The sequence below is a fragment of the Exiguobacterium sp. s133 genome (assembly GCF_018618595.1).
Classification (GTDB): Bacteria; Bacillota; Bacilli; order Exiguobacteriales; family Exiguobacteriaceae; genus Exiguobacterium_A; species Exiguobacterium_A oxidotolerans.
Map to the genome: position 1 here is coordinate 23,938 of NZ_JACSMK010000001.1, position 12,779 is coordinate 36,716.

The window sequence follows — 12,779 nt, forward strand, 5'->3', positions numbered from 1 at the left end:
TTAGAGGTGTAGGATTCCTGAGTTACCCGACCTAACGGTCGAAAATTGATCAGGCTAACCCCGTCGTCCCGACGGTTGAAGAAGCTAAAATGCGTTCAGCTTCTTGTTTGAGGTTCAGTCCTGCGTTCACATCGCGGTTGTGATGGATGCCGCAACTTGGGCATGTCCATTCACGTAAGCCAAGATGTTTCACGTCTTTGTGTCGATGTCCGCAACTGGAACACAGTTGACTAGAGGCGAAGGTCTTGCCGACTTTCACGACGGTCTTTCCGTACCATGCCGCCTTGTATCCGAGCATGCGGAAGAACTCCGACCAACTGACCTCAGAGATGGACTTGCTCAACTTGCGATTCTTCTGCATGTTCTTCACCTGCAAGGTCTCGATGCCGATGACGTCGTGGTTTTTGACGATCTCGGTCGATACCTTGTGCAGGAAATCGGTTCGCTTGTTCGCGATATTTTCGTGGATGCGGGCGACCTTCCGCTTCTGCTTCTGATAGTTCTTCGCCTCGGAAAGTTTCACTTTCTTCTCCAAGGCCAACCGTTGACGACGAGAGAGCTTGCGTTGCTCGCGCGCTAGCTTCTTCTCAAGCGAGTGGAAGTAACGGTCACTCTTGTACACCGTGCCGTCCGACAAGATGGCGAAGTGCTTCAACCCGACATCGACGCCGACGGATGAGCCCGTCTTCGGCATTTCGTTGCTCTCCTGCTCGACGAGCAGGGAGACGAAGTATTTTCCTGAAGCGTTCCGCCGGATGGTCGCGTTCAAGATGCGTCCGACGACCTGCCTCGAGTTAGCGAAGCGCACCCACTTCAGCTTTGGAATTTTGATTTTTGCGCCAACGATCGAGACTTTTGGAAGTTGAGACTTGCCTTGAATGTTCGTCTTGTACGATTGAACGGGGTTACGCTTTGACTTGAAGCGAGGTCGTTCGTTCTGTTTCTTGAAGAAGCGGTCAAAGGCATCAGCAAGATGTTTGACGCTCGTTTGCACAGACGTGCTATCGACTTCCTTCAGCCAGTCGAACGCATGCTTCAACGACGGGAGTTCTTTCGAACAAGAACCGTAGGACAGTTCCTTCCCTGTCGCTTTATACGTCTCATCCGACTTCGCTAAGAAGTGGTTGAAGACGAAGCGCGAACAACCGATCGTCTTCGCAATCAGGATTTTCTGCTCTTTTGTCGGGTAGATTCTGAATGTGTAGGCCTTGTGAGTCAACATGACGTTCACCTCCCTACAACGGATATACCTGAAAGAGAGGGTGGCGATTCATCTCCCACCTTCACTCGATCTTCACCCTGATCGTTTAGAAGTGGGCGTATTCTCGCCTAATTTAGAAAAAAAATAAGCTAGCCCAGGCCAGCTTATTTTTTTTTCTTCAATAACCCTTCGATATCTTCGATGAGTGCTTTTTTAGAAATCAAATCTTCCTGTTTTTCTTGCTCGACTTTTGCGTCGACTGTCGTCCGTTGCAATAATGCCTGCAACGTCTCATCGATACTTGATTTCAAATGATCCCGATCTTCTTTATTTAACGCAACATCATGTCGTACATCATCACCTTGCTCATCCAACTGACGTAAGCGTTCTGTCAATTGTTTTGCCTCACGATTCAAATCAGCATACAATCGTTCGATTTGCTCGAGGCGTAATTTAATACCATCTCGTTCAGTGAACATTTTTCCATCTCCTTCCAATACATATATGTCTACATCATTACTTTACCATATTCGACGTCAAATGATACAACGACATTCCGTTTACAGGTGCTTCCGAATACTTTTTTAAAGATGCCCCTCCTCCCTTCCCATCGGCTATCTTTTGCTTTTTCGTTCTTTTACTCGCTATAATGAACATGCACAGGTAATTGCTATCAGAGGAGGATAACGTCATGGATTTAAAACGTCGAACACTACGACATGTAGACCAAGTGGAATTCGAACATTTCGTAAAATATGGCGAGCCGGCCTACGGACTGACGAAACAAGAGATTCGAGGCTACGATCAGGAACTCGGGACCACTCGTGCCTTTGATTCACTCGAACACAGTTACCCAGAGGATTTCTATTTTGACATTATCGTCGAAGACCAAGTCGTCGGTCGTGTCTTGTTATTAAAAATGGGTCATTACTTCCAGCTCGATTTGATGATTTTTGATTCATACAGCGGGAAAGGTTATGGAACAAAGGCTGTTCAGTCCGCTTTGCATACATCGAACGTCCTTGAAGTATACGAAGTACGTGCTCGCGTCTTACCGACATCACCTCATGAACAGATTGCACGGAAAATTTTCCTTTCCAATGACTTTCAGGAATCAGACGGGTACTTCGTCAAAGGCCGTCGAAAACGTTATTCGCTTCAACGTCCCGATTGACCACCGACGCTCTCGAGCGTCTTTTTTTTGACATATTTTAAAATTACGCGTAAAATTTTGCTCTGTATGACCTAGAAAGGAGCACATTATTTATGAATGAATGGTTATGGTTCCCCTCGATTATCTTAACGATGGGATTGTTATTACTTAGTTATCGTTTTTTTGGTAGAACGGGATTGATGGTCTGGATTGCGATCGCGACAATCATCGCCAATATCCAAGTAACACAACAAGTCGATATCTACTCGTACATTTTCACATTAGGAAATGTCGTGTATGGAAGTTGTTATCTTGCCACGGACATCTTGAATGAAAAATACGGAAAAAAAGTTGCGCGTCAAGGTGTTTTCTTAGGATTCTTCTCTTTGATTGCTACGACCATCCTCATGCAATACAGTCTCCTTTACTCACCTCTAAATGATGCTTTCGCGAAGGACATGTCTTCATCGATGAACTTATTATTCGGTTTATTACCTTGGATTGCACTCGGTAGTCTTTCTGCTTATTTGGTCTCACAACTATTTGATGTCTTCATGTATTCGAAGATTCGTCAAAAGACGGGTGAAAAAAATTTATGGCTCCGAACAACTGGTTCAACAGTCATCAGCCAATTGCTCGATACGTTAACGTTTTGCGCGATTGCTTTTCACAGTCTCCCGTTTGATATTTGGTGGCAAATCTTTTTGACGACGTATGTTGCGAAGTTCGTCATCGCATGGCTCGCGACACCATTTATGTATATCGCGAAACGGATGAACCCGCCTGCTGATTCGACGGATCTCGCAGCCTGACATCAAAAAATCCAATGACTTCATTCATCAAATCGAGGATGGAAGATTTCATTGAATTAACGGATAATGGGAAGTGGGAGGTGGGATGATTGAAAATCAAACGGAATGAACCTTTTCGCTATACCTTTAAAGAACCGATCACAGGTGAGTTTTACCTCGTTAAAGACGGACGCCGCACACCAGCTGGATTGATGCACATCCATAATATTTCTCCAAGTGGTATCGCCATCACGACCCCACTCAAGTTACCTTTACAGAAAACGACAACAATCATCGTCGAGTTTTCGTTGCTTGCCAACACGGAACCTTTAAAAATTGAAGGGCAACTGTTACACGAAAAGTGGATTGGAACGGAGCGGTTATACGGACTACATCTACACACGACTAAACAAGACCGTGAATCGATTGTTCAAGCCGTCAAACATATCGCTAAAAATGAACGTTAAGTGTGATGAAACAGCCCCTTTCTCAATGAGAAAAGGGCTGTTTTTTTATTCCGTTCGATAGACAACCGCTTCATATGGACGCAAAACGACTTCTTGATCTGTATTCGTCGGGGCAGTGGCATAGTTTCCAATTATGATATCCGTGGTATCGTGTTCGACCTCGACTGTTGTCTCCTCTTCTGCAAACGAACAGTACACGTACCACGTTTCTCCTTCATAAGTCCGCGAATACGCATAGATATCATTAGCCGTTTCGAGCAACGCATACTTCCCGTAGACGACCAAATCGTGTTCATGACGCAATTGAATCAGCTTCTTATAGTAATAAAAAATCGAATTCGGATCTTCTAACGCCCGTTCGATATTAATTTCACGATAATTTGGATTGACTTTCAACCACGGTGTTCCTGTCGTAAAGCCTCCATGCTGCTCTGCATTCCACTGGATTGGTGTCCGTGCATTATCGCGTCCTTTTCGATGGACTGCCTGCAGTAATGCTTCAGGATTTGCTCCTTGGGCCATCCGTTCCTTCCACATGTTCCGAATCTCGATGTCTTCATACTCTTCAATTGTCTCGAAGGCGACATTGGTCATCCCGATTTCTTCTCCTTGATAGATGTACGGTGTTCCTTTTAACAAGTGTAACAACGTCGCGAGCATCTTCGCCGACTCGACCCGGTACGTCGTATCATTTCCGAAGCGACTGACGACACGCGGTTGATCATGATTGTTCCAATAGAGTGAGTTCCAGCCTTTGTCGTGTAACGCGACTTGCCATTTCGTGAAATTGTCCTTTAATTTTTGTAAGTCGAACGGTAAGACGTCCCACTTTCCACCTGGACCTGAATCTAAATCCATGTGTTCAAACGTAAAGACCATGTTGACCTCGTCACGCGCTGGATCCGTATATAAAATCGCATCTTCCGTCGTCGCCCCTGGCATTTCCCCGACGGTCAGGACATCATAGTTCCCGAACGACGCATCGTTCATCTCTTTTAAGTATTCATGAATCCGCGGACCATTGATGTAGTGTTGTCCCCCGTCGCCATATAATGCCCCCGGTGCAACATCCGCATCCGGCAGGCCTGGAGTTTTCGAAATCAAGTTGATGACATCCATTCGGAACCCATCGATTCCACGGTCTAACCAGCGCGTAATCATCGCATAAATTTCATGACGCAATTGTTCATTTTCCCAGTTCAGATCCGGTTGTTTCTTCGAGAAGAGGTGTAAGTAATATTCATTCGTCGCTTCATCTAACTCCCACGCTGGGCCGGAGAAGATTGAGCCCCAATTGTTCGGCAATGTACCATCGTCATTCGCTGCCCGCCAAATATAATAGTCCCGATACGGATTGTCTTTACTTTTTCGTGATTCTGCGAACCAAGCGTGCTCATCTGAAGAATGATTGACGACTAAATCCATGACGATTTTAATTCCCCGTGCGTGCGCTTGATCAAGCAATTGATCAAAATCATTCATCGTCCCGAACTCATTCATGATCGCTTCATAATCCCGAATATCATATCCATTGTCATCATTCGGCGAATCATAGACCGGGCTCAACCAGATGACGTCAATCCCGAGTAATTTTAAGTAATCCAGTTTTTCAATGATTCCGACGAGGTCCCCGATTCCATCCCCATTCGAATCATTAAAGCTACGCGGATAAATTTGATAGACAACACTATCATGCCACCATTTTTGTTCCATACTTTGTCATCACTCCTCCATGATTGCTTTAGGCAAACGCTTGCACATTTCGGTTAAGCGCTTCCAACGACTTCATCGCCATCGTACCATGTCATTTTGACTTAAAACAAGTGAATTCCAATATTTTAAACAGTACCTTTACATCCGTTTCCATAGACTTTTGATGTTTAAAGTATACTGATTGAGGAAAATAATTTGAGAAGGGAGGCGTTTCATCGTGTATCGTCGCTATTTTTTATTTTTAATTTGGATTGTTGCCATCGTCTTTATTTTATCCTTCGGAAACAATCGTGTTTTTCCGGACGGTTTTTTATTTTCTTTTCTTCGGTTTGATCAAAGTCAATTTGACACGTCAGCCCTGAGCCTGTTTACACTGCTAGGCATTTATCCGCTTGCATTCTTTATGATGTTCTTAGACGAAAAACGATTTTTAAAACCTTCACCGATGTTAGCAAGTATCGGCGCCTTCGTCCTCGGATCGTTCGTTTTGATGCCTTACCTCGCACTCGCCATTCCGCGACAGACATTTCTTCCGTTTCGTCGGCGCACTTGGATATTGATTGCCGTTCCTCTGTTAGCTGTCCTTTCAGCGTGCATCATCTGGATTGCGTTAGCCCGTTCCGATTGGTCGATTTTCTTGCTTTACTTCATGACGAATCAGTTCGTCCGAACGATGGCCGTCGACCTCGTGATGTTTTATATTTTACAAATTTTTATGTTATACCGCATTCGCTCACGCGATGAAAAAAAGTTGATGTGGCGCGATTTCCTCCCGCTATTCGGACTATTCAGCTATCTCTTTCGCCGTCATGTCTCTAGCTCATCTTCCTGATTTCAGATACAATAAGGGAACAGAGAGTTAGAGGGGGAGTTTTGCAAATGAAACAATATCACGACCTATGCCATGAAATTCTGACGAACGGGACAAAAAAAGAAGATCGGACGGGAACCGGGACGACGAGCATCTTCGGTCATCAAATGCGGTTCCCGCTTAAGGACGGATTTCCGATGGTCACGACGAAGAAATTACATATGAAATCAATCATCCATGAATTGATTTGGTTCATTTCTGGGAACACGAACATTGCTTACCTACAAGAAAACGGAGTTCGAATTTGGAATGAGTGGGCAGACGAAGACGGGAATCTAGGTCCGGTTTACGGAGCACAATGGCGTTCCTTTCCTAAGCCAGACGGAACGACAGTTGATCAACTCGCAAATGTCATCGAGCAAATCAAAACAAATCCAGATTCTCGCCGCCTCATCGTCAGTGCCTGGAATCCGGGACAAGTAGACGAGATGGCATTACCGCCGTGCCACCTCTTGTTTCAATTCTACGTCGCCGACGGCAAACTTTCTTGTCAGCTCTACCAGCGTTCGGCAGACGTCTTTTTGGGAGTACCGTTTAATATCGCCTCATACGCCTTATTGACACATATGGTCGCACATGTCTGTAAACTCGAAGTCGGGGATTTTGTCCATACGTTAGGAGATGCACATATCTACTCCAATCACATGGATCAAGTTAATCTTCAATTGAGTCGGACGCCCAAACCACTCCCACGGCTCCGTTTCGCCCGCGAAGTGACTCGTATAGAGGACTTCCGTTTCGAAGATATCATCATCGAAGGGTATGATCCTGATCCACACATTAAAGGAGTCGTCGCCGTATGATTTCACATATCGTCGCCTATACGAAAAATCGTGTCATCGGTCGTGATAATGAGATGCCTTGGCATCTTCCAGCTGACCTCGCTCATTTTAAACGCGTGACACTTGGCAAACCGATCATCATGGGGCGAAAGACTTTTGAATCAATCGGACGTCCGTTACCCGGGCGACAAAATATCGTCGTTACGCGAGATGAACAGTTTCAAGCAGACGGTGTCACGATTTGGTACAATCTCGATTCACTCTCTGCCATAATTAATTCAGAAGAAGAAGTCTTTTTGATCGGGGGCGGCGAACTGTTCCGCCAAACCTTGCCAGTTGCAAAACGTCTCTACGTGACCGAAATTGAAGCCGAGATCGACGGGGATGTTTTTTATCCCTCCATCCCTTCGCACTTCACTTTATTAGAAGAAGCATTTTATCCGGCTAACAAAGAAAATACATTTGCATTCTCGATAAAATGCTTTGAACAATAACATTAAAAGATGACCCCTTTTACTACATAGCAGGGGTCATCTTTTTGTATCGTTTAAGAACGCTTCCACATATGAAATTGGAAGGGAAGCACGAAATCAAAGGTCCCTCGTTCAAGAGATTTTTGATTAATCCTTCGATGTCGACTGAGAGTCTTCCTTTACTTTATTTATTAATTTACCACTTTTGTAAAACTCGTCTTTTCCAGATAGTTTTGTTCGATTCGCACAGCAACCAAGTGATACAGAATTGAACTAAAGTCTCCTTGCTTGCTTTTTTGCTGCAAGTCAGCTCCCGTGTAAGGTTCTGGTAAGCTCAGACCGATGTACATAAGCTCATCACCAGAATATACGTTTCCATTCACCCTGTAATTTTTCTCTGGATCAAGCCCGCTCAACTTTAACCGTTTCAAACGTGGATTAGGACGCGCTAATACCTGATAGTGAGCAATAAGGGCCTCTTCTTTATTTCCAGAGATGACGGACCATGCTGTCTCGTTGCCATCTCCGTCAAAAGGACTGACTAATCTTTTAAAGATGCCCGTGTGCAATAACTTACGATGCTTCTTAAAAAAATGAATTTGTTGCTTGATTTCTTCCTGCTCTTCGAAGGACAGTCTAGTGATGTCCAATTCATATCCGAATGTACCAAAGAACGCTACGTTTGCACGAGTGGCAAGACTCGTATGACGGTGGACTTGATGATTCGGTACAGCCGATACATGTGCTCCTATAGAACTGAGCGGATAAACAATTGACGTTCCATATTGAATTTTTAATCGTTCGACTGCATCCGTATCATCACTGGCCCAAGCTTGTGGTGCATAATACAACATACCAGGATCAAATCTGGCCCCCCCGCTTGCACACGATTCAAATAAAATAGCTGGAAACGCTTCGATTAATCGTTCGTAAAGTGCATAAACCCCTAAAATATATCGGTGTGCGACTTCCTGCTGTCGTTCATACGGTAACGTAGCAGAACCAATTTCAGTCATATACCGGTTCATATCCCATTTGACGTAAGATATGTCGGCACTTCCTAATATAGTAGTCATTTGTTCAAAGAGATGATCTACAACCTCTTCGCGGGAAAAATCAAGTACATATTGATGACGCCCATGTGAATGATGATAGCCAGGTACTTCGATAATCCAGTCCGGATGTTCCTGGAATAGTCGGCTTTTTTTTGACACCATTTCCGGTTCAAACCATAAACCAAATGACAGTCCAGTCTGTCTGATCCGGTTGACAAGGTGTGGCATTCCATTTGGAAGTTTCTTTTCATTGATATACCAATCACCAAGAGATGTTGTGTCATCTTCTCTTTGACCGAACCATCCGTCATCGAGAACAAACAATTCAACACCTAGTTTCTGTGCAGTTTGTGCAATCGTAACAATTTTATCTTCATCAAAGTCAAAATAAGTTGCTTCCCAATTATTAATCAAGGTTGGTCGTTCACGATCACGCCAAACACCTCTCGCTAATCGCGTCCGGTATAAACGATGGTAAGTTTCACTCATCTCGTTGATACCTTGATTCGAGTATACTAAAATGACTTCCGGCGTTTCGAATTGTTCCGTGGCATCAAGTATCCATTTAAAATCAAATGGATGAATCCCAAGCTGGACACGGGTCGTATTAAAATGATCAACTTCGATTTGCCCTAAGAAATTTCCACTATAGATTAGGCTGAATCCGAATACTTCACCAGAATGCTCTGTCGTACCGGGACGTTTCAAGGCCAAAAATGGATTGTGTTGACTGCTACTTGTTCCTCGCGTACTTGAGATACTCTGTATCCCAGGACGTAAATGATGTTGCTCTAAATGTCGTTCACGCGCCCACGCACCTGATAGCTGTAGCAGTTCATAATCGGCATCGTCTAAATCAACTGACATGCTGAGTGCACGTGTTAATTCAAGTCGTCCCTGTCCCGTATTACAATACTTAACTTGACGGGATAATGCATTTGTCTGTTCAAAAACACTGTATGACAAAATAGTCTCAAGACCGGATTGTTCATCACGTAACGTTATTTTTAAGGTTGTTGCCTCTGTTTCATCTTCTACATAAGTAGCAGGAAGACCATCAAGTTTCGATTTCCCTTTAAAAAGATCATGTGATACGTATATTAACTCACTTATTCGATGCCCTGTTTCATGTACGACTTGGAATGCAGGTTCGCGATAATCCGTCGTACCGTAACTCGGAAATTCCTGTTGTGTCGTTTCTAACGAAAAAGCAAGGTCACCCTCTGTGACACATGAAAGGGTTGCTCGTGGTACTTGGCGCATAAGATGTGAAAAATTCTTTTGATGCCTGATTTTTCTTCCATAATATAAATGACCAAGCTGACCATTCGGTAAAACGTGAAGAATATAGCTAAAATCCTTACCTTGAATATGAAATTGTGGTGTAGGTGAACTATTGTAATAAATCGCCATAGAAAATTCCTCCTTTCTCTTTTAAGAAGCTTCTTCCTGATTACGTTTCACTTCTTTGACTTGATCCTTGATGAAGAATGTACAGAGTACAACCCCTATCAAGAAGAACAGCGGTAAGTTAAAACCAGCACGAACACCGACAAATTCCATCATATATCCAACGAGCCAAGTTGAAAACATCGCACCTAGACCTGCTGCCGTATATAAAAACCCAAGTGCTGACCCCGCATTTTTAAATAGCGATGTAGCGAGCGCAATTGCCGTCGGGAAAATGACTGAAAAAAATGCACCTGACACACCATATAATATGGCAATCGAATCTGGACCGAATTTAGCGAAGCTAAATGTCAAAATAGCAAGAGATGCAAAAACGAAAATCACTCGTTTTTCACCGTATCGATCGACGATGATTCCCCCCAGTAAACGTCCTATTGTAAAAACAGCGAAGAAAATTGAAAGATACAACGCACCTTTTGAACGGGCTTCTTCCAGTTGAATTCCTTCAAGATAGGCTGGAAGCCAACTGGCAAATCCCGCTTCCGCCCCAACGTATAGTGTTAGTAACAACATCAATAAAACGAACTGACGATTTTTTAACATCCCAAAAAATTGTTTTAAATCAAGGGCTTCCTTTTCAACAGTTTGCTTAGGCATTGGCGCCTTCAGTGTATAGAATGCAAAGAGGATTAAAGTAACCCCGAGTACGATATAGATTGTACGCCAAGATACAGCAACGCCAAATAGATAGTTCAAAAGGAGCGGAGCAATGAATGCACCAATTCCGTATACTCCCATCATGACGTTAAACATTAAGCCTTGTTTTTGTGGAAAAATGGGTGGAACAATTGCATTTGAACCAATCGTCATCGTTCCAAGCCCTATCCCGACGATCGCATAAAACAAAGCAAATATTGCAAAATTGTTTGAAAATCCTGTACCAGTCAAACCGATTATCATAATGATCGTTCCACCTGCCATCATGAACCGGATACCGCGTTTATCTGATATGTATCCTCCAAATAAACTTGATAAGAAAAATCCCGTATAGTAAATTCCCATCATTATTCCAATGTCGTTATAACCAAACCCTAAATCCTCTTGGGCACGCGGGAGTATTACTCCTTTTGAATAATTAATTGCTCCAAGCGTAAACATAACAAAGAACATAATGATCAGCGCAGCTACCTTTTTAGGTGTGTCAAAGTGTTGTTTCCATTCCATTACAATAGACCCCGTTTCCTTTAAATGATGTATGAAGTACTGAATTCGTTATAATTAGTTTATTTTTTTGTAAGCGTTATCACAAGAAGCTATTTCTTCTTCATTTTACGTCTTATTGTGCTCTTTTTTTAAATTTAGAGCGTTTTCTATGTTATTTTATGCTATATTTACGAAATAAATATTTGAAATGATTATTTTTAAATATTTTTAGTTTTATTTAATCATTTTATGCTTTTTAATTAGCTAATTTATGCTATCAGGAGAAATGATATGACAAATGAGATTGAATATGGTTCTTATGCTTTTCGTTTTCCGGAATTCGTAAATGATATTGTTCAAATCTGGTCGGTTGGAAAAGATCATCAAACATCCTCTCTCTATCAGTGGAATGGATTAGAGCGTCGCGATAAAGGAAGTCTGATTTTTCAATATACACTTTCCGGCACAGGTCAATTACGTATAGATGGAAAAAATTATAGACTTGACCCCGGACATGGCTTCATTGTTTCTGTTCCAAGTGATTTTGAATATGGTGTCATTGAGGGAGAGCCTGATTGGACGTTCATCTATATTACATTACAAGGTGAAATTGCTAACCTTTGCTTCACTAAGCTACGAAAACGATTCGGTCCTGTCGTCCGCTTTCATCCGGAATCTGAACCGATTAAACGATTAACCACTATTTATGATGCAGCAGCAAGTGATACGATTTCAGATGGATTTCAAGCTTCGGCTCTTGGTTATACTTTTTTGATGGCACTCGAAACATTTCTTGCTAATCCAACCGACATGCTAACCGACACACCGCCCTCTATCGCTCGTTCTTTAGTTTACGCCCATGAACATTATGCAGATTCGTTGGGTATTGAGGACTTAGCGACGGTCGCTCGGTTATCACGTCACCATTTCTCGCGCTTGTTCAAAAAGACTGTCGGTATGACGCCAAACCATTACATTACTCGGCTTCGTGTCGAACGAGCTGCTGCCCTCTTAACAGAGACGTCTAAAACAATTGATCAAATCGCTAAAGAAATAGGTTATCCAAATTCAAATTACTTCAATAAAGTATTCCGAAAAGAAAGTAGTTATTCACCAAGTGAATTTCGTAAAAAGAAAGCACAATTATCTTTTTAGCCACACTGCAAATAAGGAAATTCCTTTTAGACGTACTCTAAAAGGAATTTCCTTATTTTTTAATACATTTACCGTAAGATTAACTGTCCTTGCGGATATGTAATGGTTACTGTTTTTCCAAAAACAACTCGATTTTCAAGAATATCCTTTGCAACGCGAATCGCAAATAAAGTCCGTTCCAATTCATCGTCCGGTTTATTCTGAGCTTTAATCAATTCTATCAATTGATGTTCCTTCGTAAGAAGCGTTTGATACATATCTTCAGCAACTGCTTTAAATTGTGTCATTATGAACCTCCCTAAACCGTCTGCCTGTCGCAACAGTGATGGTGCTATGATAAGTCGATGACTTGAGTCGGCCTTAAAATTTCACCCTGACCAGCTAAATTTAACATATCATATCTATGCTTAATTGAATCGGAAAATAACGAATAGGATAACATTGATTTATTATAATTTACTTAGTCCGTACTGAAATAGATATCTTCTCCAATCAAGTGCTATGA

General features: G+C 42.6%; 13 protein-coding genes. 7 read left to right on the forward strand and 6 right to left on the reverse strand.

Annotated elements, in window-relative coordinates:
- Window positions 1–49: 49 nt before the first annotated feature.
- Window positions 50–1,222: an IS200/IS605 family element RNA-guided endonuclease TnpB gene (gene tnpB, locus KNP96_RS00100; RefSeq protein ID WP_214768552.1), complete on the reverse strand. Its 1,173-nt coding sequence runs from the start codon at window positions 1,220–1,222 to the stop codon at window positions 50–52.
- A 143-nt stretch (window positions 1,223–1,365) separates the two neighbouring features.
- Window positions 1,366–1,680 (reverse strand): hypothetical protein, encoded by a 315-nt coding sequence (locus KNP96_RS00105; RefSeq protein ID WP_029330516.1) that lies wholly within the window; start codon window positions 1,678–1,680, stop codon window positions 1,366–1,368.
- 212 nt (window positions 1,681–1,892) lie between these two features.
- On the opposite strand from KNP96_RS00105, the gene KNP96_RS00110 reads away from it, so the two are divergent.
- The 3 genes from KNP96_RS00110 (at window position 1,893) to KNP96_RS00120 (ending at window position 3,612) form a co-directional block, all read left to right on the forward strand.
- Window positions 1,893–2,375, forward strand: coding sequence for a GNAT family N-acetyltransferase (locus KNP96_RS00110; protein ID WP_088837276.1), 483 nt, complete (start codon window positions 1,893–1,895; stop codon window positions 2,373–2,375).
- Between the two features lie 92 nt (window positions 2,376–2,467).
- On the forward strand, window positions 2,468–3,166 hold the full coding sequence (locus tag KNP96_RS00115) for a queuosine precursor transporter (protein WP_088837277.1): 699 nt from the start codon (window positions 2,468–2,470) through the stop codon (window positions 3,164–3,166).
- 89 nt (window positions 3,167–3,255) lie between these two features.
- The gene (locus KNP96_RS00120) at window positions 3,256–3,612 is read left to right on the forward strand and encodes a PilZ domain-containing protein (RefSeq protein ID WP_088837278.1); all 357 of its coding nucleotides are present in this window, start codon (window positions 3,256–3,258) and stop codon (window positions 3,610–3,612) included.
- 45 nt (window positions 3,613–3,657) lie between these two features.
- Here the strand turns inward: KNP96_RS00120 and KNP96_RS00125 are convergent, their stop codons facing one another.
- Complete coding sequence (locus tag KNP96_RS00125; protein WP_214768553.1) at window positions 3,658–5,325, reverse strand: glycoside hydrolase family 13 protein; 1,668 nt, start codon at window positions 5,323–5,325, stop codon at window positions 3,658–3,660.
- 217 nt (window positions 5,326–5,542) lie between these two features.
- On the opposite strand from KNP96_RS00125, the gene KNP96_RS00130 reads away from it, so the two are divergent.
- From KNP96_RS00130 to KNP96_RS00140, 3 genes are read left to right on the forward strand one after another with little or no spacing between them, the layout of a single operon-like run.
- Entirely contained in the window at window positions 5,543–6,157 is a 615-nt protein-coding gene (locus KNP96_RS00130) for a hypothetical protein (RefSeq protein ID WP_088837280.1), read from the forward strand.
- A 47-nt stretch (window positions 6,158–6,204) separates the two neighbouring features.
- Window positions 6,205–6,999, forward strand: coding sequence for a thymidylate synthase (locus tag KNP96_RS00135; RefSeq protein WP_088837281.1), 795 nt, complete (start codon window positions 6,205–6,207; stop codon window positions 6,997–6,999).
- Entirely contained in the window at window positions 6,996–7,472 is a 477-nt protein-coding gene (locus KNP96_RS00140) for a dihydrofolate reductase (protein WP_088837282.1), read from the forward strand. The genes KNP96_RS00135 and KNP96_RS00140 overlap by 4 nt, the downstream gene beginning before the upstream one ends.
- A gap of 170 nt (window positions 7,473–7,642) precedes the next feature.
- On the opposite strand, the gene KNP96_RS00145 is transcribed toward KNP96_RS00140, so the two are convergent.
- Together KNP96_RS00145 and KNP96_RS00150 are read right to left on the reverse strand one after the other, a co-directional pair.
- Complete coding sequence (locus tag KNP96_RS00145) at window positions 7,643–9,919, reverse strand: alpha-galactosidase (protein WP_214768554.1); 2,277 nt, start codon at window positions 9,917–9,919, stop codon at window positions 7,643–7,645.
- 21 nt (window positions 9,920–9,940) lie between these two features.
- Window positions 9,941–11,140 (reverse strand): MFS transporter, encoded by a 1,200-nt coding sequence (locus tag KNP96_RS00150; RefSeq protein WP_088837284.1) that lies wholly within the window; start codon window positions 11,138–11,140, stop codon window positions 9,941–9,943.
- Window positions 11,141–11,410: 270 nt separating this feature from the next.
- Here KNP96_RS00150 and KNP96_RS00155 point away from each other — a divergent pair, with 270 nt between their 5' ends.
- The gene (locus KNP96_RS00155) at window positions 11,411–12,274 is read left to right on the forward strand and encodes an AraC family transcriptional regulator (RefSeq protein ID WP_214765090.1); all 864 of its coding nucleotides are present in this window, start codon (window positions 11,411–11,413) and stop codon (window positions 12,272–12,274) included.
- Window positions 12,275–12,342: 68 nt separating this feature from the next.
- Here the strand turns inward: KNP96_RS00155 and KNP96_RS00160 are convergent, their stop codons facing one another.
- Complete coding sequence (locus tag KNP96_RS00160; RefSeq protein WP_088837286.1) at window positions 12,343–12,561, reverse strand: hypothetical protein; 219 nt, start codon at window positions 12,559–12,561, stop codon at window positions 12,343–12,345.
- Window positions 12,562–12,779: the final 218 nt, after the last annotated feature.